Below are 21,846 nucleotides of genomic sequence, written 5' to 3'. Positions count from 1 at the left end.
TGGCACTCAAAGAGCGATGAACCTGCATCAGCGTACCATCGTCTATGTGACCCGTCCCGCGTTACGACTGGCGCTTCATCCGTTCTTCAGAATGACCTACTTCGGGGTGGAGCACGTACCGAAAACCGGGCCGGTACTTCTGGCTCCGAACCATCAGGCCTATGCCGACCCCTTCTGGATTGGGCTGCCCATCCGCCGCCCGATTCACTTCATGACGTGGAGCCGGGTGTTTCGGGTCGCGTACCTGCGCCCCCTGCTGCGCTATTTCCAGTGTTTTCCGGTTGACCATGACAAGCCCTTCGACAAAAGCGCCCTCAAAATTGCTCAGGAACTGCTCCGTGCCGGTCAGGCGGTCATGATTTTTCCCGAAGGCGGACGGACGCCCCACGGCGATTTGCAGGAATTCAAAGCCGGCGCCTTTCGGATTGCCGTCAAGCTGCGGGTGCCCATCGTCCCGGTGACGCTCAACGGCGGCTTCGAGGTGTGGAACATGTACCGCAAGCTGCCGCGGCCGGGCAAAATCACCGTTTACTTTCACCCGCCGATGTACTTTTCAGCCGACGACCGTGATTTGAAGGAAGTCACGGCGGAAGCGGCCCGTGCCGTCCGGGAAGTCATCGCCAGCAAGTTGCAGCGCCCAGTGGCGTCATGAGCAGGTCCACTCCATCCGCCGGGTGCGACGAAGCCGTGCTCATTGCGGCGGCCCGGGAGGCGCGGCGGCAGGCACATGCGCCTTATTCGGGATTTTCCGTCGGGGCCGTGGTTCAGGCCCGGTCGGGAAAGCTCTACACCGGCTGCAACATAGAGAACGCCTCGTTTGGGTTGACGGTGTGCGCCGAGCGGGTGGCGCTTTTCAAGGCGCTTTCCGAAGGCGAGCGGCAGTTTCAGGCGGTCGTGATTGCCACGGACGCCACTACGCCCACCCCGCCCTGCGGTGCCTGCCGGCAGGTGCTGTGGGAATTCTGCGGCGACATCCGCATCATCAGCGCCGGGCCCCAAGGGAAGACAGCCGAGTGGTCCCTGGCCGCGCTGCTTCCGGCTGCCTTTGACGACCGGAACCTCGCGGCCACAACGCCGTCTTCCCCGGAGCCGGACTGACCCAACTGACTGCTTTTTGGCGTTGCGCCGTCAGTTTTCGTCGCCAAAGAAGCCGCCGCCACCGCCGGAGGTCGCCCGTGGCAACGTGGCCGCAATACGCCCAACCAACCGGCTGAAAGGCAGGGTTTGCAGGATGACCTGCCCGGGTCCCGTCAGGGATGCCAGAAACAGGCCCTCGCCGCCAAAGAGGGCATTTTTGAACCCGCCGACGAACTGGATATTGAACTGAACCGACGGCTGAAAAGCCACGACGCAACCGGTATCCACGCGCAGCGTCTCACCCGGCCGCAGGTTGTAGGTCATCGTGGCCCCGCCAGCGTGAATGAATGCCAGGCCATCCCCGCGCAAACGCTGAAGGATGAAGCCCTCACCCCCGAAAAAACCGGCCCCCAGGCGCTGCTGGAAGCCAACGCTGAGGTCGGTGCCACGGGCTGCACACAGAAACGAGTCTTTCTGGCACAGCACTTCGCCGCCGAACTTGGCCAGGTCAATGGGAATGATCTTGCCCGGATAGGGAGCGGCAAACGCCACGTCGGCCCGGGCGTGACCGTAGTTGGTGAACGTGGTGATGAAGAACCCGGCCCCCGAAAACACCCGCCCGACGGCTTTGGCCAGGTTGCCAAAGAAGCCTTTTGAGCTGTCGGTGGCCATGGTGGTTTGCATCTCGATGCCGGCCGTCATGTAGAGCATGACGCCCGCTTCGGCCAGTACCTGCTCGTTGGGATCGAGCGTGATGATGACGCCCTGCAGATCGTCGCCGACGATCCGGTAATCAATGACATCCGACTGTGGCATGGACTTGGCTCCCTGGAATGGAAATGCGCCTTGGTGGCCTTCGGTTCGTAGCACAGCCGACGGGCTGGCACCAAGCCGGGCGCGGCCCGGTTAGACGCGGCCCAGTTCCCGCAGGACTTCGGCGCGCAGTTTGTACTTTTCCACCTTGTTGGTAAGCGTCCGGGGCAGTTCGGTTACGAGCCGGATGTGTTGCGGCTGCATAAACTTGGGCAGGTGCTGGGCTGCCCACGCCTCCACAGCGGCTTCGGTCAGAGCCGTGCCGGCCTTGGGAACGATGAATGCCACGATGTCGTCTTCGTCGCTTTCTGCGCCGGGGATCGGAAATACGGCGCACAGAGCAATGTCGGGGTGTTGGTGCATGAGGTCTTCGACAACATAGCTGGAGAAGTTTTCACCACGCCGTCGCAGCCGGTCTCCGAGGCGGTCAACGAAGAAATACTCGCCCTGTTCGTTGACATAGGCAGCGTCGCCGGTATGAAACCAGAGTTGGCGAAAGGCCTTGAGGGTGGCTTCGGGTTTGCCGAGATAGCCATCAAACAGCAGGGACGGAATTTTCGGACGGAAGCACAGCTCGCCGATTTCGCCGGGCGCGCAGGGGTAGCCTTTGGCATCGAGAATGGCTACTTCGTGAAACGGCATCGGACGCCCCATGGCACCTTTGGTCGTGACGGTTTCGCCCCGGACGACCGGGATGCCGAACTGCCCGGCCACCTGCCGCAGGTGCGCGCGGTTTGAACCTTTCCACAGTTCGGGCGGTGTGCCTTCGCCTTCGGGCATTTCCTCGATGAGCAGGCAGAGGCCGAGGCCGGATTCGGTCTGACCGAAGCCGGTGGTCACGATGTCGAAGCCGAACCGCCGGGCAATTTCCTGGTGGTTGAGGGGCAACGGTTGTAAGTGAACTTTTGACAGCGTTGTGGCGCGGTCGTTTTCGCTGGGTGGGGCTTTCATCAGCCACGGCACCATGACATCAAGCAGAATGGCAGTGGTTGCGCCGCGTTTGGCGATGCGCGCCCAGAAATCCTGCGGACTGAACCGGTTCCAGACGGCGACTTCGCAGCCGACCCAGGCGGCGCGGGCGATGAGCGCAAAGGCGCCGGCAATGTGGTACATCGGCAGATCGCAGTAGATGACATCCTCGCGGGTGAGCAGCTTGCGTGCCAGGAAGCAGTACTGGTTCAGGCAGCGGAAGGGAAGGATGACGCCTTTGGAGGGGCCGGTTGTCCCGGAGGTGTAGATGATGCTGGCCGGGTCGGTGTACTGGAGGGTGACGTTCGGACGTGCGGCCGGTTCAAGCAGTTCCGTCCAGCCTGTGGGTTGGAAGGCATCCGGGAGGGGCATCCGTTCGGTGGGCGGCAGGAAATCGTGCGTGCCTTCGGGTGCGTCATAGACCACGGTACGGGGCAGTTGGGAGAGTTCGGCGGCGATTTCGGTCAGCCGTGGCACCATGCGGCGTTCGGTCAGGAGGAGCGCCGGTTGGGTGTCGTTGAGGGTGTAGGCGAGGAGTTTGCCGGTGAAGGTGTAGTTGATGGGGCAGAACACGGCGCCAGCTTTCCAGATGCCGAACATGGCGAGGGTGGTGATGAGGGGGTTCTGCATCAGGAGGGACACGCGCTGTCCGCGGGTGATGCCGAGGCGGGCGAGGTTTCCGGCGATACGGTCGGTGAGTTCGGCGACTTCTCCGAAGGTCAGGGTCCGGTCATCTTCGCCGTAGTGGAAATAGACGGCATCGGGCGTGGTCTGGGCCCAGGCATCGAGGCGTTCGACGACGATTTCTTCGCGTTCAAACTCGGTGAGCAAATCGCGCATGGGAGTTTCATCCGTCTCTGGCAGAAAAGGGCTGTGAGGCGGCAGCAGCTTACCAAATCAGGACAGCGGATGTGCACCAGTAGGTTGGGGAAAGCATGTGGGGAGGGATTGCTGGCCCAAGTCCAGTTGAGCATGCGGCATTCGTGCCGGGTCTGTAGCAGTCAACCGTTTACCTGGGTTCCTCAACAGGGCGGAATAGCCCCAGGCCGAAGCTGCTGGAGTGTCCAAGGCGGATGGGACCGACTACCAGTTTGTCGAACCGCAACCGAACCATTTGACCTCGGCGATCTCCGATGAATGTGCGTTCGGTTGCCTTCCGTGGGGGTACATGCACAGCCACCCATTGTGGAGTGCCCAAGAGATCAACCTGGACATCTTGTGCAATCTCTCGCTTCCGAACCTCCCGGCAAATCTGTTCGGCGATTGACTCACCCGCACGCACCTTGCCGCTACGAAGATAATGGCGCGGAGGGACGTACGGTGTTACTGACTCCCAAACCTTTGATGGTTGGCCGTCGAAGCCCGGTGGCGGCGGCACCGCTTGATCAAGTGGAACAAGCCGCACCTTCCATTCGTCAGAGTCTGGACCAGCCGCAGCCCAAGACACATCGCGTTTGGCAGCGAGCAGAATTGCCTCCTGCTCCTCGGCATCGAACGCACGCGAGCCACGCCAGACGAGGAGGCGCGTCGGCTGGCCGTCCTCGCACCACACCAGGAACTCCGTGTGGCAATGGCCATTCAGTGGCTCGCCGTCAGCGTTTTTGCCGATCATGTCGGCGACCGACTCGCGCACGTCGCGACTGGTTTTCGTCCAGCTAGACGAAGCATCCTTCGTTTTCAGCAAGAGCAACTCACGGATCACAGCCCCGCGAAACCGCGCTGTAAGTCGCACGATAGCGCGACGTTCCGGCGCCACGTTCCAGCCAATGGCGAACTGCATCAGATGACACTCCAGGCGCCGTTCCGGCACGCGCCGGTGCTCGCGGGACGCGGGAGGATTGGGTCGCTTCGCGTAGAGCCACCGCGCGCCGGGCGGAATTGTTTGCTTTGCGGCTAAGGGGTCATCGGTCGTACGCTCGATGTCCTCACGGGTGGCTTCCGCGCATGGTACCAGCACGGGTACTGTGCCAGCCGTTCGTTGCTCAGTGAGTTGGCAGTTGGCCTTAATCTCGCCAGACTGTTCTACTGGGCGAATGCGCGTGAGCGTCTCGGCACGCCCAAAGTAGGTGATTCGTTCGAGGCATTTCTCAAGCACTGACTTCAGCTCGTCGTTCCAGTCATTGCCCTCGATGAACCACCACACGGAAGCCTCGGGCGGCACGCACCAGTAGTTGTCTTGGACGAGACTGCGTCCGTATTCGCGCTTTCCCGGCTTCCTCTTTTCAGCGGGGTGCCAACCAAACTCGGTCGGTTGGTACTGCCTCAGAGGGTTTCCCTTCCGCGCTTCGAGCGGTAGGTAGAACCTGTAGGTACTCTTGCACAGCGCACCCTGAAGCCTCTTGAGTTGCTCGAGGTCAGGCGTCTTTCCCTCTTCGCGCACCCACTGATACCAGCGCGCCGTGACAGCGCGCACCAGTCGCCACGGACTTGGGGGCCACTCGCCATAGGGATCGTCAAACGGGTTCACGCGCCAAGGCGTGGCGTGAAAGCGCCCAAGTGGGAATTCCTGTCGAAGGATGACTACACTCATCATCAGCCCTCCTCGGCACCACTGTCGTCCTCGTCTGGCGAGCCATTCTCATCGCCCTCAGAGGTGCTGGCTGCATTCGCTTCAGGAGCACCTTCCCGATACAACTCTTCACGCGGCCAGAAGACGTCCGTGACGGGCTGGTCACTGAAGCCTGCCTCGTTGATTGCTTTTTGGATGTCAACATCAATGCTGACCTTCTGCCCACAACAGCTTCCGAGTGCCGTACAGCGAAGGTGGCAGTCGGACCGGAAGCGAAAGGCGTCCTCAGTGAGCTTTTTGATTTTCCACAACGCAAGTGCAACGAGGAACTTCTTCTGATTCTCTGAGAGGCCGAGCTGCGTCTCCTTGTCGCCGTCCTTCTTCATCCGCCCAAACGACCGTATGAGGCTTATGTCAAGCACAAATGTTGCGCGGATTGATCCCGCAGTCACGTCATCAACTGCAAAGATCGGCTGCCCGGAGGTCGTTTTCCCAAGGCGGTCGAACTTCACGCCGGAGCGGTCAACACGACCTGCGCCGAATGCTTCCAAGTGAGCTGTAAGCGCACGCGGGATTTTGATCTGCCACTGCGGGAACAGAACGCCGTGGACGAGAGAGTTCGGATCGAGCTCGAAGATCGTCTTGAAGACGTTCCACCACTGCTCCGGCGGCGGGTGCGCCTTGGAGCTTTCGGGCAAGACGACGCCAAACTTGGCGCAGAGGTCCTTCTTGAACGGCTCGGCCGCCTTCGAGCCATTGGGCATCAGCTCATAGCCCTTCAGGAAGTAGGACGAAGCGATGCGGTGGCCTTCGGTGAGACTGGTCACAACGACCTTGCGCTTGTCGTTCGGGAGCTTATCGTCGACGAAATCGCCGGTGACGCAGCGAATGTAGGGCATCCCGCTGAGCTCATCGACGAGCTCGAGATCGTTCGCGCCACGCAGGCAGACCCTCTCGAGGTGGTTGGCCATACTTGCCGCACTGTCCACGATGCAGACGTTTTCGGTAGTGCCGTCCTTGCGCGGTGCCTTGTAGATGACGTGGCCGATCTCGGGAAACCCAGCAGGCTGGAACCGGTCGCTCCCAATCGGTTCGAATGTCGCAGTCAGAACGAGCGGTGACTCGCCCTCCAAAACATCAGCGGGTGTGAGCTCTTTCTCAGACATGTGCTTCTCCCTTTGGCTGGCGTCGAGGTCGAAGCCAGCGGGTAAACAAGGTCGTTCGGTCATAGGTTGAAAGCGGGAACAGCAGGGCTGCGGCAAGACGGTCAGGGTCGTGCGTGGCGAACGGTACGTTGAATGACGCGAGGTGTGCCCCTGCCACTGCATAGCGACTCCCTGCAAGCCGCACCGCAGCATCAATGTTACCTGCACGGATCAGCATAACGAGAGCGCGTGCAGCCTCCGTCGTGCGAGCGCCGGTTTCCTTTGACAGAAGGTCGTTTGGAGCAAGGTCCCGGACGATCAGCGAACGCCAGTCAATGAGCGGTTGGAAGAGTCCGAGCAAGGCCAGCTCGCCGTCGGCACGGGGCTTGTTGCCCTCCTTTGGGATGCGCGTGCGGACTTCCTCTGGGATGCTCCTCCAATTGAAGAGCGCGAGTCTCGAAAGCCAAGTCGCGAACAACAACTCGTCGATCTCACCGGTAAGCCACTGTCGAATCTGAGAGGTCGTCGCCGGAAGCGGCGCACGGCCTTGGGGACGCTTGGTGTTTGTCCCGTCACGCGCTGCTTCTTCGAGGAGCCGACGCGATAGTACGGACCCAAGAACACGTGCAAGCTCTCCCGGCCCCCACACCCAATGGGCCGGAGCAACCTTGGAATGTTCGAACTGTTCCGGCTCGGTCGTCCAGTCGTACTCATACTTGCCATTCTGCTCGCGGGTCCACTGCACGCCAAAGCGAAAGGCTGCGAACGGTAGAGTAGGGGGGAATGCCGATACAAGTGACAGAGCGAGCCGTGCCTCGACGCCGGGCTGTTCGTTAGCGAACAACGAAGGCAGCCACTCAAGTGGCAGCGGTTCCCAGCGAACCTTGGCCTCGCGGAAACTCCGGTTGCGGTCAATGCGATCCAGCGCGCGGACAACCGCATCGAGCAACGCAATGCCTGCTTCGGAGCGGTTTGGCTCGGAGGCGACGCCAAGCAACGCATATTCAATTGGGCCGCGAAGCCCCACGAAGCGCTTGCCGTCTCGTGGGAAGCCGCGCTGTTCAATCTCGAGGACTTCCAAGGTAGGCGCGCCCCCGCGCCCTTGCTTGCCGTCTTTTGGGAAGCCGCGCTGTTCAATCAGCGCCGTGGTACAATCAAGTGCTGTCGCAACTGCCTTGCCATCCCCTCTTGCATCAGCGCCGAGCAAGAAACGTGCCTCCAGTCGGGGCTCGAACGTATTCGAGCTGGTCGTACGCCTTAGTGTGAAACGGAGGAACTCGCTGACACCAGCATCTACGCCTCGCTTTCGGATGGCCGTCGCAAATGAGGCAGGCGTGAGCGCACCGCGACCACGCAGTTCAGCGCGTCCACGTGAGAACAGCATCCCCACCTCAGCAAGCGACATCGGTCGGCTCCACAGTGGAGTCCATACCTCACCAAGAAGTCGTTCTGCCTCGTTCTCAGCACTCGCAGCGATAGGCCGGGTGATAAAGGGGAAGGCGCCGACGGCGCGCGCCGATCGAGCACCGAGCCGTCGAGACGCGCCGCCCGCGAAAAAGGCCAGGCCTTCGCAGGCAAGAACCATGGCCCACGGAGTGATTTGTCCCTCACGCGCAGGTGACTGACCGCTGTTGTAGAGTTTCGTTGCTCCGCTGAACCACGAGCCTGCGGCCAGCCCCTCGACCATCCAAGTAACGGGCTGGCCGAGGAGCCACGACCGAAGTGCATCCTTCTTCTTTTCTCGCGTTGCATTCGCGAGGGCTTCGACAGCTTTCTTCCAGCCTGCTGCAAAGTCACGTCGCCCCGCATTGCCGCCGCTGCCAAGAAGCGGATTGAAGCTTACGCGAGCGTGGGGTACGGCGTGGGCAGCGAACAACTGGAGCTGGGACTCGGGTGCCTTTGCCTGCCAGAGGGCGAGTGGTGTGCCCGATTTGGCCTCCCTGCCCTCCTTCTGCGCATCAGACCACTCCTTCTTCTTCTCGTCCTTCTTGTTGTACCGGGTCCAATCGCGGCTATCTGCGATCCGCACCAGTTCGTTGAGCAATTCATCGAGCGTTGGCGGGCCGCCGACCACCCGCAGCACCCCATTGAGCCAAGCGATCCGCGTTCTCGTCCAATTCCGGGACAGCACCCGCAAAAGACCAAGTGACGCTAAGTAATTGCCGAGGCTGTCAGGTGACAGACCGGGCAGCGCCAACGTGGGAAGCCGAACCTCAGCAGCCATTGCGCACCTCGCTTGGTTTGACTGCGCCCGTTGCGCGTGAAGGGTCGCTCGCGCGCCAGTCGGCGATACGGACGAGAGCTTCGAGATAGGCAAGGGCAAAGGGCCCAAGGTCCATCGGCTCGCCCTGCGGCACGGCGCCCGCATCGCTCTTCTCTTCAGGCCGCCACGGACCAAGCAGGTCGGTGACCAGTCCCGTCCAGCCGGGCCCGGTCATTACAAACTCCTCTTTTCCTTCCTCGCCTTCCCAGCGTCCCTCGGCGCCGTCTTTCGTAACCGAGAAATCCAGCAGCCAGTGCTCACATTCGATGACAAGCGAGCCCGGCTCACTCCGTATGCCGAAGACGTCATCGCCTTCCTCGGTCGTCGAGCGCATCACAGTGCGCACCTTTCCGTGGTGCGCGGCTGCGAGGTAAACCGCAAGCGCCGGATACGGTTTTGGCTCGCTGTTCCGGTACTTCCGCCACATTGCAAGCGCAGAAGCAGCTTCGTGGCGAAGGCCGGGCCGAAACGGAATGTGGCCTGCCCAGCGAACACCGGGAACACTGCGTAGTGACTTCAGTTCATCCTCCCTGAGCTTGTCGTCAATCGCCCACCGCAGGCGCAAAACCTCTTCACGGCCACGCCGACATTGTTCATCCGGTAGTGCGTATGCCTCCGGCCGAAGTTTGGCAAACTCGCTTCGAACGGCAGAAGCGTCACCAGCTACATCGGCGGCGACAACGCGCGGGCACTTGGCGAGCAGCTTGCCAGGGATGACAGCGCGGGTGGGCAATCTGTTCTGCCACTGCGGATGGGCTTTGCCGAGGTCATGCAGGGCCGCCGCTTCGACAACAGCCTTGCGTAGGTCGCCCTGCAGGCAGATGGCGTTACACAGCTCCTCGGCTTCACGTTTTGCGTCCTCAAGGTGGTCTGTAAGCTTCGACCAGTAGCCAGCCTCGGTCCGAGTATCGTCTCCCAAGGTCGCGATGCGCCCGGCGCGCGGCACGTTAGCGAGTACGTTCGACGTGTTGCCCGTCCACCCTTCGGTCTCGTCGTAGCCGCCGACGTCGCGCTTCAGCATGAGGAGCATGCCCGGACGGATGCTCTCAGGGCTTATGGGCTCCCAGCAACCGGTCTCGTCGTTCCACAGCCACGCCTGACCTTGGCTGGTCTTCAGGAACTCCTGCACGCGGATGAAGGACACCGGGCAGCCCTCCTTCGCCGGCTTCAGCAACGGGCCGTCGAGATCATCGCCGCTGGGCGGATGCTCACCCGACCAGTCGCGCCAGAACACCATCACATCGAGATCTGGATCGGTACCGCGCACGAAGGCGCTGACGTCGGTGAACCCACCGTGAACATCTCGCTCGGTGGAGAAAAGCCCGTGAACGTCGAGTGCTCGCGGAAGCGGGCTCAACTTCGGCTTCAAGGCCTCGGTGACTTCGTTCTTCTTGGTTTTATTCAGCTCCTCGATGGCTTTCGAGAACGCTTTTTCAGAGAGAGGGGCGAAAGCGTCAACAAGCATCTTGGCGAGTTCAATGTCAGCAGCTTCGTAGGGCCCGATGCGCTCATTGTTGCCGCCTTTCTCCGGCGTCTCCCAGACCCAGCCCCGTGCTCCTTGGTCGTCTCCTTTGCGGTTGAGACGCCCCAGTCGCTGGAGCATGGATGGCCACGGCGCAAGCTCGGTGAAGAGACGATGTGCTGAGATGTCAATGCCCGCTTCGATCACTTGGGTACTGACGCAGATAAGACCTGGATCGTTAGGTGGTAGGTTGCCAGTCTTTCGCTTGGCATCGAACTCCATGAGGCGTTGCTCGTGTTGCGAGCGGTCTTCGCCACGAAACCGCGACGTGAGAAGCACCTTGTGTTCCACCTTGTGTTTCACGTCGAGCTGGCGGAACACATCTTGGGCCAGCTCAACCGTGTTGCAGATAACAAGCGTGAGTTTGCCCGCGACGTGGTTCTTCATCACGAAGGTGGCGATGTTTTCGGGCGTGACGGTCGCTGGTGTGGCTGACTTCGCCGGGCTTTGCTTCTTGCCTTTGCCAGTCTTCGGCTCCGCTGTATCGGGTTGCCACCAGGCCAGAGGACGCTTGGCTTCTCTCCACCACTGGAGTGCGGGGTCACCATCGAGCGCGGCCTTGAGCTTTTTTTCGAATGCGTCTTGCTCTTGCGACGGTTTGTCGAGACAATCAGCCACTCGGTCCGTCGTGCTCAAAAACGATGTGCCGATGGTGGCGCTCATCCACGTCGTCAGGCACGGCTTCAACGATGGGAACCGCTTTCGGCGCATCCAGTCGAGCTGCGACGTCGTCCATAGTCCTGGCCCCATGAGCTGGACTTCGTCGATGAGCCACCGGCAGTCGTTGTTGAGCAGCCCGAAGTGAACCGGCCAATCAAAGCGTCTCATCGCGTAACCGCGATTCAGCGCGCGCGACAGAAGTTGGTCCTGCGTGCCGACGAGCACCCAAGGCTTGTCAGGCTGGCTGGCCCATTCGTCATCAATGGCACCACCCATAAGCTGATAAACCTTGACGTCGAAAAAGGGACACGCCTGCTTGAGGCTGTCGAAGTAGTCCTTCAGCCGCTTCACGGTTTGCGTCACGAGGCTACGCATCGGAAGGCAGTACACCAGGTGTCGCGGCTCAGGCTGCCCGTCCACGAGCAGGCGCCATGCCCAGGCAAGCACAACCTCCGTCTTGCCAAGCCCCGTGTGAACCGTGAGCACGTCCGGCAGACCTTCAGTAGCAATCAGCGTCTGCCATTTATAGGGAGTGAGCCCAGCAGTTGCGGGAGTGAGCCCAGCAGTTGCGGGAGTGAGCCCAGCAGTTGCCCTTTCGAAGAATTTAGTGAAGGACTCCTCACGCGAGTTACTCATCATCTCCCTCCCCGTCTCCAAAAAGCGCGGCCGAACAGAATCCTCCTGATCCAGTCAGGATCATAGTGGCAATCGGTTTTTCATCGGCTTCCGGCCAACCACCAGGCTGTGCCAGTGACAGTTCGCCGCGTCAAACGGAAAATCCTGGGTTTGGTCGGGAGTGACTTGCCGGATTATTTTGTCGTTGGGCTGCAACTCTACCGCAAACCCGGCGAACAGTGTCAAGCTCCAATGAACACTGAAAAAGTACTGCCGCTGCCTGCCCTGAAAAACACCACAAAAAACCGAGGCCGCCAGTCGGCAGCCTCGGCTCACAGCAACGGCAGGCTTCACCCTGCAAGCTTGGGCAGGCTATTCGTCCCCACCCAGGATGTTCAGAATGTTCAGCAGGTGAATGAACAACCCGAAGAAATCCAGAAACAGGCTCAGGGCACCGGCGACGTACTCATCCGTGGGCAGGTTGTGCATGATGTTTGACGTGTCATACAGCACATAACCCGCAAACAGCAGCACCGCCCCCGAAGAAATCGCCAGTGAAAAGATGCTCGAACCAACGAAAATCCCGATGAGCGAAGCCACCAGAATCACAATCAGCCCCGTGAACAGGAAGCCACCCAGGAAGCTGAAATCCTTGCGGGTCACAAAGGTGTAAGCCATCAGCCCCCCAAAGGTGGCCACCGTCAACGCCCCCGCCGCCAGCAGCGTCAACGGGCTTCTCCCCAGCGTGAACAGGATGAGCGGCGAAATGAGCACCCCCTCAAGGAACGTGAAGGCAAAGAGCGCCACCAGATTGACGCCTTTGACCCGGCGGAGCGCGCCAACCCCAATGACCGCGCCAATGAGCAAAATCAGCGCCAGCCAGTAGTACTGCACCACGGCTATGTACAGGCCGGTGACAATGCTCACGGCCACCCCCGCCATGGCACAGAAAATGCCGCCGAGAAACAGGGCATAAACCTTGCGAATAAACGCCATGCGGGCGGCCACCGACGCATCCGCCGCCAGCACGCCGCCGAAACCGTAAGCCGGCGGCACCCCCCGATCCAGTTGGTTGTAGCGGTAGTCGTTCATCGTTTCCCTCCGACAGGTACAATCTGTTATGGCTCCTGCCTTGCGCCTGCACAGGGTGCCTCACAAGGCGTTACGGCGTTCCATATCCTAGCCGAAAAACGTACCACTCCACGAGAAGTTCCCGCAGAAGACTGCCACATGCCGAACTCCACCCGCTCACTCCAGCCCCAATCCACCGGCTCCCTTCCAACCCTCAAACTGCACGCCAACCGCGAAAAGTCGGTTCGCAACCGCCATCCCTGGATTTTCTCCGGGGCCATTGCCCACTGGCCCCAGAACCTTGAAGATGGCGGTCTCGCCGCCGTCAGCGCCGCCAACGGCGAACGGTTGGGCTATGCCTACGTCAACCGCCGCTGCTCCATTGCCGCGCGGATGATCGCTTTTGGCGAGACCGCCCCCTACACAGCCCTGCGAGACCACCTGACCCGCGCCGTCGCCTTCCGTCGGGAACATTTCAACCCGGACCAGACCAACGCCGTGCGGCTCGTCAACGGCGAAGGCGATATGCTGCCCGGCCTCATCGTGGATCAGTATGCCGATGTCCTCGTAATGCAAGTCTCGACGCTCGGCATGGAACGCCTCAAGCCCTTTGTGCTGGAAACGCTGGTCGAGCTGACACAGCCCCGGGCCGTCTATGAGAAATCGGATGTCGCGGCGCGCTACGAAGAAGGGCTGACCGACTTTGCCGGCCTGCTCTACGGGCGCGACTTCGGCCCCCTTGTCGTCACCGAACAGGGGCTGCGCTTCCACGTGGACATCAAACACGGGCAGAAAACCGGTCTCTTTCTCGATCAGCGCGAGATGCGCGCCCTGGTGCAAAGCCTCGCGGCGGGACGCCAGGTGCTCAACGGCTTTGCCTACACCGGCGGCTTTTCCCTGTATGCCCACCGGGGACGTGCCCGGCGGGTTGTGTCAGTGGACAGCTCCGGCGGCGCACTCAGGCTGGCGCAGGGCAACCATATCCTCAACGGCTTCTCTGTCACCGATGACGACTTCGTTGAGGCTGATATGTTTGCCTACCTGCGGCAGCTTGACGCGGCGGCCTTCGACTTCATCATCCTCGATCCGCCGGCTTTGGCGCGCAAACGGGAAGATGTGATACGCGCCGGACGCGCCTACAAAGACCTCAACCGGCTCGCCATGGCCAAAGTCGCGCCGGGCGGACTGGTCCTCACCTGCTCCTGCTCCCACTTCGTGGATGAAAAACTCTTCGGGCAGATTGTGTTTCAGGCCGCCTGCGAGGCCGGCCGCCACGTGCGCATCCTGCATCGCCACCGGCAGGCACTCGATCACCCGGTCAGCGTTTTTCATCCCGAAGGCAGTTATCTGAAAAGCCTGCTGCTCAGCGTGGATTGACCCACCGCACCGGCGATACGCCGGACCGGTTCACCCCAGGCCGGTTCGCCCAAAGGGCGTTTTACCTAAGCCCGCATCGGCATGACGACATAGCGGTAGTCGTATCCGTCGCCGTCCACCGGGCGGAGCTGTATCTGGGTGATTTCGTCCTTGAACTCGAAGCGCGTCTGCGTGCTATGGGCTACGGCGAGAAAATCCATCAGGTAGCCCACATTGAAGGTGATTGTCATCGAAGGGCCGGGATAATCCACGCTCAGGGTTTCGACGGCTTCGCCCGACTCCGGTGACTGGGACGTAATTTCGACCCGTCCTTCCGTAGCGTGGAGTTTGACGGCGTGGGTTGTTTCATCGGCGACGACCCCAACCCGTTTGAGCGCCGCCACGAGCAGATCGGTCTCAAAAACAATGATCTTGTCATTGCTCTTGGGCATAACGCCCTCGTAGTTGGGAAACTGCCCCGCCAACAGCCGCGAGGCAAACGTGCGCCCCCCGATCTGAAAGAACACATGGCGATCGTCCTGACCAAAAGCAATCTCCGTGGCTGTCGTGTCGGCTGCCAGCCGCACGATTTCGGCCATGGTCTTTTTGGGAATCAGGAAGCTGATGCGCGTTTTGCCCTTCTCCACCTTGCTCTTCTCTACCGGAGCACCGGCATTGAGCTGGACACAACCGGGCCGCTCAATCAACGCCAGCCGGTGTCCGTCTGTGGCCACCATGCGCAACAGAGCAGCCTGGGACTCATCAGCGGCGGCGCTGTCCACCACCATCTGCACCCCGTTGAGCTGGTAGCGCGATTCTTCCTGGGAAGTCGCAAAAAGCACGCGCGGAATCATCGTGCGCAGAATGCCGGACGAAACCGAAAGCGGCAGCGCCGGTATTTCCGGCAGGGCGGGATACCCCTCCGGCGCCGGGCTGAACAGCCGGAACCGGGAGCGCTCGCAGGTGATGGTCATGTTCCCGCTTCCGTCACTTTTGAAGTGGATGTCGGCATCCGGCAGGTTGCGTACGATGTCAAACAGCCGCCGCGCCGGCAGCAACGCGGTGCCGCTATGCCTGATGGCCGCCGGACAGGAGGTTTTCAGCGTGGCGTCAAGGTCCGTTCCCGCAAGAGTCAGCACATTGCCCGCTGGTGCGCTGCCCGCTTCCCCACTCAGGAGAATGTTGGATAGGATGGGAATGGTCGTCTTCTTCTCAACGACATTGTTGAGAAAGCTCAATTCCTTGAGCAAATCGGCTTTGGCAACTGAGAATTCCACGGCACACCATCTCTCTTCATTTGATTTTCACGTAAAGTACGCGATTATGCGCCGTTGTGAACAGCAAAGCAACCCGGCAGCTTTCCCACCCAAGGTCAGCGACACACACCATGAGACTCGACCCTGTTGCCATTGAAAACCTCATTGCACAGTTTCTCGCAGAAGACATCGGACGCGGCGATGTCACCACCGATGCCATTCTGACCCACGAAGTCCGGGCCCGCGGCCGTTTTCTGGCCAAACAGGAACTCATCCTGGCCGGCATTGAAGTTGCGGAAATGGTTTTTCAGTGGTTCGACCCTGAAATCCAGATTCAGACCTTCTATCTGGATGGAGATACGGTGCCTGCCGGTAAGGAAATTGCGCGTGTGGCAGGCCCGGCGCACATGCTGTTGGCCGGCGAGCGCGTGGCCCTCAACCTGCTCCAGCGGATGTCGGGCATTGCGACGCTCACCCATGCGTTTGTTCAGGCCATTGAAGGCACCAGCGCCGTCATTGCTGATACCCGTAAGACAGCCCCGGGGCTGCGGCTGCTCGACAAATATGCCGTTCACGTCGGCGGCGGACACAATCACCGGTTCGGACTCGATGACGGGATTCTCATCAAGGACAACCACATTGCACTGGCTGGTGGCATTGGACGTGCGCTGCGGCTGGCCAAGAAAAACGCCTCCCATCTGCTCAAAATCGAAATCGAGGTCAGTACGCTTGAACAGGTCCAGGAAGCCGTTGCTGAAGGCGCTGATGTCATCCTGCTCGACAACATGACGGTTGATCAGGTACGGGCCTGTGTGGCGCTCATCCGTGAGCTGGAACCACCCGGACGGCAGACGCTCGTCGAGGTTTCCGGCAACATCTCACTCGACAATGTCCGGGCTTATGCTGAAGCTGGCGCCAATCTCATCTCCGTTGGGGCGCTGACGCACAGTGTCAAGGCAGCCGACATCAGCCTGAAACTGTCACCGTAGCCGCACTGCGCCGTTGCTGCTCAGCATCCCGCAGGGTGAGCATCAACGCCTGGAAGAACCGGAGGCCGTCGCTGCTGCCCAGGGCTTCTTCACAGGCCCGTTCGGGATGGGGCATCAACCCCAGCACATTGCCTTCGGCATTCAGAATGCCGGCAATGTTATGCAGTGACCCATTCGGGTTGGCGGCCGGCGTGGGCTGCCCGGTGGCGTCCACATAGCGGAACAGTACCCGCCCTTCAGCTTCCAACCGGGCGACTTCCTCCGGGGCGCAGTAGTAGTTGCCTTCACCGTGTGCAATCGGCAGGGTGATGACTTCCCCCGGTGCATAGGTATGGGTGAAGGGCGTGTCGGCCCGCTCAACCCGTACCCGCACCAGGTCACAGCAGAACCGCAACCCGGCATTGCGCAACAACACACCCGGAAGCAGACCAGCCTCACACAGGATTTGAAACCCGTTGCAGATGCCGACAACATACCCACCCCGCGCGGCATGCTCCCGTACGGCGCGCATCACCGGAGAACAACTCGCAATGGCGCCACAGCGCAGATAATCACCGTAGGAAAAACCGCCGGGCAAAATCACTACGTCGCAATCGGCAACAGACGTTTCGGCGTGCCAGACGAAGCGCACCGGTTGACCGATGAGCTTGCTGATGACGTGATACGTGTCGTGGTCACAGTTGGAGCCAGGGAAAACGACGACGCCGAACTTCATGAGGCAGGGCTTCCTGGGAAGGGCTGGGAAATTTCAAAGCTCATACGTTACTTTTCAATGCGCCCCGATACAAAACAAATCCGCCCACAGGCGGCTCACCACGCCCGGAGGATGCGTCCGGCGCAGCTCAACCCGGAAGCGGCGACAGAAGGCACGCCCTGGCCGGGAAAGCAACTGTCCCCGGCGCAGTAGAGACCGCGAATGGGTGAACCGCCTTGTGGCTTGAGCAGTACGTCCGGCCCACGGCGCAGCAAGGGTCCATAGGTGCCACGGGTTCGCGCCAGGTAGCGCTCGTTTGTCAGCGGCGTACCGACCGACACAACCTGCACGACTTCGGAAGCATTCGGGATGACCCGCTCCAGCATGTGCAGCATGTGGCGGGCGGCAGCTTCCTTGGCTGCCCGGTAGGCCGGGGTACGGCGCACGCCTCCACCACCGGCGGCAAGCTGGGTCAGTACCGACCAGTCATCATAGCGGTCCACCATGAACGCATGGACGTTGTGGTATCCGGGCGGGGCCAGGCTTGCGTCGTGCAGCGAAGGCAGTGAAACAAACAGCATCCCACGGGGTTTGTCGTAGGCCTCCCAATCGTTGACGACGATATGGTGCACGACGGTCTCCGGCGGCAGGTGTGAACTGGCGACGCCGCCAAACAGGCTGGTGAAGCTGTCCGCCTGGGCATATCGCAGGGACTGCTCCCGAAACATCACGCTGGCCAGCGGATGTTCCCGGAAGAGTCGCCCGTAGGTGTCCCACACCGTGGCGTTGGAAACGACGGCGCGGGCCGTGATGTCCTCACCGGTCGCAAGCCGCACGCCCTGGACGCGCCCCTGGCGGACCAACCCGGCCGCAACGCGGCTGCCATAGCGAATGCGCCCGCCGTGGCGCTCGATGCCGGCCACCAGTTTTTCTGCGATGACGCTGCATCCGCCGAGCGGATAGCGGACGCCGTTCACGTGGCGGTCGCCAAACACCAGCGCCGCATTGACGAGGGGCGTGGCGCCGGCACCGGTCAGTGCCCAGCAAAAGGTCTCGATGTCTATGAAGCGCCGCAGCCGGACATCCCGCAGATACCGTCTGGCCAGATCGCCCAGCGTGGTCAACGCCGCCTGGCTCATCCGCAGGGCATCCCACGGAGCCGTGGCCACACCACGGATCAGTCCCGGAACATCATCGAGTGCAATGAGTGGTACGCGCGCCATGACGCGGTAGGCTTCCATGGCGGCATCGTAAAAGGCGCGGATACCAGCCCGTTCCTGTGGGAAATAACTGGTCAGTTCGTCCAGGAAATGCTCGCGGTCATAGTGGGTGCGGATTTCCATCCCATCCGGCAGGTGGTAGTGAATCTGTACGTCATCGCGCCGGGTCTCAACGGTTTCACCAACTTCTGCCAGAGCTTCGGCGACGAAGTTGATCGTTCCTTCCGTTCCCAGCCCATAGAGCAGGGAGGCGCCGACGTCAAACCGGTATCCGGCGCGGGTGAAGTACGACGCACTTCCCCCCGGTACAGTGTGCTGTTCAAGCACCAGCACGCGCACGCCGTGGCGGGCCAGGCGCGCTGCCGTGGCGAGTCCCCCGATGCCTGAGCCGATGACGACGACTTCCGGCTGCCAGCTTTCGGAGTGTGCAACGGTCATGGCCTGGCAAAGCGCAAGCCGTTGACGACACACAAAAAGTCGCGGACATCACTTTCCGGTGTTTTGACACCGGTCAGCGTCGGACGGGCCGTGATGGATTGGCCTGGCGCAAGCTGTTTCAGATTTTGGGCGGCAAGTGGGTAAGCCAGCTTTTCCACGATGATTTTTTCTTCCATATCAACAAGATAGACCCGCAGTTCGATGCCGGTCAGCGGGCGGTCGCCACGGTTCTCGATGCGGCAGATGTATTCGTACCGGTCACTGGCCTCTCCGTTGACGACGAGCCGATCCAGTGTCACCAACTTGATGCCCTCACGCTGAAGGTAGTCATCATACTCCGGGTTTCCCGCCCGCAGCATTCCCTCAGACATCTTCACAGCAGCCGTCTCACGGCTCTGCTTTTCCCACCACATGACAAGTCCCACGACAGCAGAGACCACAACAAAGGTGGCGGCCAAGATGAGAAACAGCGTGCGGCGCGAGTTGGTTTCCGGGATGGCGGTTGGTGTTTCCAGCTCAAACATGACAGTCGGTATGGCAAACAGTGAGGTCCGTGAATTTCATCTGCCCTAAGCCTAGCGCGTGGTGTAGCTTGACAAAAGAAAGAGTTGCACCCTTACAGAGAGGACTCATTGGCATGATAGCGACTGAAATGCAATCCAGCGAAGCACCAACCGCAACCGGCCCAACCTTGCGGGAACGGGCTGAAGCTTTTTTCAAAGCCCTCCAAGATGAAATTTGCAGCGCCCTGGAGCAGCTCGACGGCGCCGCCAGATTCCGCGAAGACCTCTGGGAGCGGGAGGGCGGCGGTGGCGGACGGACGCGCGTGATCGCCGACGGCCGGGTGTTTGAAAAGGGCGGCGTGAACTTTTCGGCTGTCCACGGCCTGATGCCCGAAAAACTGGCTGCCCGTATGATGCCCGGCGAAGACCGGAACTTTTACGCCACCGGCATTTCACTGGTCATTCACCCGCGCAATCCGATGGTGCCAACCGTTCATGCGAACTTCCGCTACCTTGAGCAGGGCAGCAGTACGTGGTTCGGCGGCGGCGCAGACCTGACGCCATATTACCCCTACCGGGAAGATGTCATCCACTTCCACCGGACGCTCAAAGCTGCCTGCGACGAGCACCACCCGGACTACTATCCACGCTTCAAGCAGTGGTGTGATGAGTATTTTTTCCTGCCACACCGCAATGAAACCCGTGGTGTGAGCGGCATTTTCTTTGACTACCTCAAGGCTGATGAACACACCGACCTGGAAGCCATTTTTGCCTTTGTGCAAACGGCCGGGCGGGCTTTTCTTCCGGCCTACCTGCCCATTGTTGAACGCCGTCAGCCTGAGCCTTATGGGGAGACCGAGCGGGAGTTTCAACTCATTCGCCGGGGGCGGTATGTCGAATTCAACCTCGTCTATGACCGTGGCACTGTTTTTGGTCTTGAAACCCGTGGACGTACGGAGTCCATCCTGATGTCGCTGCCGCCGCTGGCCAAGTGGCTCTATGACTATCGTCCGGCGCCCGGTTCACGCGAAGCCGAAGCGATGACCTACTTCACTCCACAGGACTGGTTGGGTCTGGGACAGGCAACGGCATAAGTCCTGTACACTCACTACAGCCGGGCGGAACCACCACAGGAGGCCCACTAGGTGGGTTCGCCCGGTACTCCCTCATCTGGCATCCCTGCGGCACCTGCATCACTCTCCGTGCAGGTTGGCCATCCCGTTTCGGACGGCAGACCCAACCGCTGGTCATCCAGCCCCAGGAATTCGACGGCGTTTTTCCACAGCAGGCGCTCCCGGTCGGCGTCGGAGAATTCTTCAATCGTGCAAATGAGCTTTCCCGGTTCATCCTCGCCGAGAGGAAACGGATAATCGCTCCCCAGGACGACGCGCGTCATCCCAAACACCTTCACGACGTAGCGCAGGGCATCGGCATCGTGAACGAGAGAATCCACGTAGATTTGTGGCAGATAGGTGCGTGGAGGCTGGCTGATATGCACCTGGCAGAGGTCTGGACGGGCGGCCCACCCCTTCGTGATGCGCCCGAGCGTGAACGGAAAGGCACCGCCGCCGTGCGCAAAGCAGCAGCGCAGACGGGGCAGGCGCTCCAGTACACCTCCGAAAATCATTGAACAGATAGCCAGGGACGTTTCGGCCGGCATCCCCACAAGCCATGGCAGAAAGTAGTTGGGCATGCGTTCCCGCCCGACCATTTCCCAAGGGTGGACGAAAACCGCTGCGCCAAGCTCAGCCGCACGTTGAAAGAAGGGAAACAGCTCCGGGGCGTCAAGATTCCAGTCATTGACGTGAGTGCCGATTTCCACTCCGGCCAGCCCCAAGTCCTGGACGCAGCGTTCAAGCTCACGGGCAGCCAGATCAGGAGATTGCATCGGGAGCGTTCCCAAACCAACGAAGTATGTCGGATGACGCGCAACAACCTCAGCAATGTGGTCGTTCAGAAAGCGCGCCAGATCGTAGGCGTCCTGTGGCTTGGCCCAGTAACTGAACATCACCGGAACCGTGGATAGCGCCTGCATGGTGACGCCGTGGGTGTGACAATCCCGGATGCGCGCTTCCGGGTGCCAGCAGTTTTCCTGCACCTCACGGAAAAAGCGGTCATCAATTATGATGCGCGCACAGCGTGAGTTTACATACTCCAGCCGTGGGAAACCGGGATAGCCATATTTGGCGCGCAGGTTTTCCCAGCGTGGCGGTAAGATATGTGTGTGCAGATCAAGTTTTCGGAGCAAAGCCACGATGGGCGGTCAGGAAGCAGCCAAGGGCTTTAAACATGGAAGGGCAAGGTTATACACCTTGCCCTATGTTTCCGGCAGCTATCTACTTTCCCACGCAGTCCCCCGCGCAGTATCATCGACTCCACGGAGCTTAACTTCCGTGTTCGGAATGGGAACGGGTGTGTCCTCCGCGATATGGCCACCGAAACTCGTTACCCCGAAGGGTTAGCTCGTATTCGACAAATTTTGTGGTTAAGCCGATCGGTTATTAGTACGAGTCAGCTCAATGCATTACTGCACTTACACCTCTCGCCTATCAACGTAGTAGTCTTCTACCAACCTGATGGGGAAGTCTTATCTTCGGACTAGCTTCGCGCTTATATGCTTTCAGCGCTTATCTATACCCAACTTAGCTACCCTGCGGTGCTGCTAGGCGCAACAACAGGTACACCAGAGGTTGGTCCAACCCGGTCCTCTCGTACTAGGGTCAGCCTCCGTCAAACTTCCAACGCC

17 protein-coding genes and 2 rRNA genes (1 of these 19 running past the window's edge) are annotated in these 21,846 nt (G+C 60.6%); 5 read left to right on the top strand and 14 right to left on the bottom strand.

Going from position 1 to position 21,846, the window contains the following annotated elements:
• Positions 1 to 16 precede the first annotated feature (16 nt).
• Positions 17 to 652: a lysophospholipid acyltransferase family protein gene (locus tag CABTHER_RS00510; protein ID WP_014098616.1), complete on the top strand. Its 636-nt coding sequence runs from the start codon at positions 17 to 19 to the stop codon at positions 650 to 652.
• On the top strand, positions 649 to 1,098 hold the full coding sequence (locus tag CABTHER_RS00505) for a cytidine deaminase (protein ID WP_014098615.1): 450 nt from the start codon (positions 649 to 651) through the stop codon (positions 1,096 to 1,098). Before CABTHER_RS00510 ends, CABTHER_RS00505 begins: the two co-directional genes overlap by 4 nt.
• 30 nt (positions 1,099 to 1,128) lie before the next feature.
• Here the strand turns inward: CABTHER_RS00505 and CABTHER_RS00500 are convergent, their stop codons facing one another.
• The 7 genes from CABTHER_RS00500 to CABTHER_RS00465 all read right to left on the bottom strand — a co-directional run bounded on the left by CABTHER_RS00500 (position 1,129) and on the right by CABTHER_RS00465 (position 12,665).
• Entirely contained in the window at positions 1,129 to 1,893 is a 765-nt protein-coding gene (locus tag CABTHER_RS00500; RefSeq protein WP_014098614.1) for a TIGR00266 family protein, read from the bottom strand.
• Between the two features lie 90 nt (positions 1,894 to 1,983).
• Complete coding sequence (locus CABTHER_RS00495; RefSeq protein WP_014098613.1) at positions 1,984 to 3,699, bottom strand: class I adenylate-forming enzyme family protein; 1,716 nt, start codon at positions 3,697 to 3,699, stop codon at positions 1,984 to 1,986.
• A gap of 169 nt (positions 3,700 to 3,868) precedes the next feature.
• Positions 3,869 to 5,389 (bottom strand): type I-G CRISPR-associated protein Csb2, encoded by a 1,521-nt coding sequence (gene csb2, locus CABTHER_RS00490; RefSeq protein ID WP_148264047.1) that lies wholly within the window; start codon positions 5,387 to 5,389, stop codon positions 3,869 to 3,871.
• A gap of 2 nt (positions 5,390 to 5,391) precedes the next feature.
• Positions 5,392 to 6,534 carry a type I-G CRISPR-associated protein Cas7 gene (locus CABTHER_RS00485; RefSeq protein WP_014098611.1) on the bottom strand — a complete coding sequence of 381 codons (1,143 nt, stop codon included), beginning with the start codon at positions 6,532 to 6,534 and terminating at the stop codon, positions 5,392 to 5,394.
• Positions 6,527 to 8,737, bottom strand: a complete 2,211-nt coding sequence (gene cas8g1, locus CABTHER_RS00480) for a type I-G CRISPR-associated protein Cas8g1/Csx17 (protein WP_014098610.1) — start codon at positions 8,735 to 8,737, stop codon at positions 6,527 to 6,529. The genes CABTHER_RS00485 and cas8g1 overlap by 8 nt, the downstream gene beginning before the upstream one ends.
• On the bottom strand, positions 8,727 to 11,594 hold the full coding sequence (gene cas3g, locus CABTHER_RS00475; protein WP_148264046.1) for a type I-G CRISPR-associated helicase/endonuclease Cas3g: 2,868 nt from the start codon (positions 11,592 to 11,594) through the stop codon (positions 8,727 to 8,729). Before cas3g ends, cas8g1 begins: the two co-directional genes overlap by 11 nt.
• Positions 11,595 to 11,945: 351 nt before the next feature.
• Positions 11,946 to 12,665, bottom strand: coding sequence for a Bax inhibitor-1/YccA family protein (locus CABTHER_RS00465; protein WP_014098608.1), 720 nt, complete (start codon positions 12,663 to 12,665; stop codon positions 11,946 to 11,948).
• A gap of 138 nt (positions 12,666 to 12,803) precedes the next feature.
• Between CABTHER_RS00465 and CABTHER_RS00460 the strand changes: the two genes are divergently transcribed.
• Positions 12,804 to 14,021, top strand: a complete 1,218-nt coding sequence (locus CABTHER_RS00460; RefSeq protein ID WP_014098607.1) for a class I SAM-dependent rRNA methyltransferase — start codon at positions 12,804 to 12,806, stop codon at positions 14,019 to 14,021.
• A 65-nt stretch (positions 14,022 to 14,086) separates the two neighbouring features.
• On the opposite strand, the gene dnaN is transcribed toward CABTHER_RS00460, so the two are convergent.
• A complete protein-coding gene (gene dnaN, locus CABTHER_RS00455; protein WP_014098606.1) occupies positions 14,087 to 15,277 on the bottom strand; it encodes a DNA polymerase III subunit beta in 1,191 nt (396 codons plus the stop codon).
• Positions 15,278 to 15,387: 110 nt separating this feature from the next.
• Between dnaN and nadC the strand changes: the two genes are divergently transcribed.
• Complete coding sequence (gene nadC / locus CABTHER_RS00450; RefSeq protein ID WP_014098605.1) at positions 15,388 to 16,245, top strand: carboxylating nicotinate-nucleotide diphosphorylase; 858 nt, start codon at positions 15,388 to 15,390, stop codon at positions 16,243 to 16,245.
• Here the strand turns inward: nadC and purQ are convergent.
• From purQ to CABTHER_RS00435, 3 genes are all read right to left on the bottom strand, one after another.
• Entirely contained in the window at positions 16,223 to 16,960 is a 738-nt protein-coding gene (gene purQ / locus CABTHER_RS00445) for a phosphoribosylformylglycinamidine synthase subunit PurQ (protein WP_014098604.1), read from the bottom strand. The two genes, nadC and purQ, sit on opposite strands and share 23 nt — an antisense overlap.
• Before the next feature lie 95 nt (positions 16,961 to 17,055).
• Positions 17,056 to 18,597: a phytoene desaturase family protein gene (locus tag CABTHER_RS00440; RefSeq protein ID WP_014098603.1), complete on the bottom strand. Its 1,542-nt coding sequence runs from the start codon at positions 18,595 to 18,597 to the stop codon at positions 17,056 to 17,058.
• Positions 18,594 to 19,121: a hypothetical protein gene (locus tag CABTHER_RS00435; protein ID WP_014098602.1), complete on the bottom strand. Its 528-nt coding sequence runs from the start codon at positions 19,119 to 19,121 to the stop codon at positions 18,594 to 18,596. The genes CABTHER_RS00440 and CABTHER_RS00435 overlap by 4 nt, the downstream gene beginning before the upstream one ends.
• A gap of 113 nt (positions 19,122 to 19,234) precedes the next feature.
• Here CABTHER_RS00435 and hemF point away from each other — a divergent pair, with 113 nt between their 5' ends.
• Entirely contained in the window at positions 19,235 to 20,194 is a 960-nt protein-coding gene (hemF, locus tag CABTHER_RS00430) for an oxygen-dependent coproporphyrinogen oxidase (RefSeq protein ID WP_041569021.1), read from the top strand.
• Positions 20,195 to 20,241: 47 nt separating this feature from the next.
• On the opposite strand, the gene CABTHER_RS00425 is transcribed toward hemF, so the two are convergent.
• The 3 genes from CABTHER_RS00425 to CABTHER_RS00415 all read right to left on the bottom strand — a co-directional run.
• A complete protein-coding gene (locus tag CABTHER_RS00425) occupies positions 20,242 to 21,354 on the bottom strand; it encodes an amidohydrolase family protein (protein WP_014098600.1) in 1,113 nt (370 codons plus the stop codon).
• A gap of 69 nt (positions 21,355 to 21,423) precedes the next feature.
• Positions 21,424 to 21,540, bottom strand: a 5S ribosomal RNA gene (rrf, locus tag CABTHER_RS00420).
• Between the two features lie 41 nt (positions 21,541 to 21,581).
• A 23S ribosomal RNA gene (locus tag CABTHER_RS00415) occupies positions 21,582 to 21,846 on the bottom strand (it continues 2,622 nt past the right edge of the window).

It is taken from the genome of Chloracidobacterium thermophilum B (genome assembly GCF_000226295.1).
Lineage (GTDB): Bacteria > Acidobacteriota > Blastocatellia > Chloracidobacteriales > Chloracidobacteriaceae > Chloracidobacterium > Chloracidobacterium thermophilum.
This window is presented reverse-complemented; position numbering and strand designations above follow the sequence as displayed.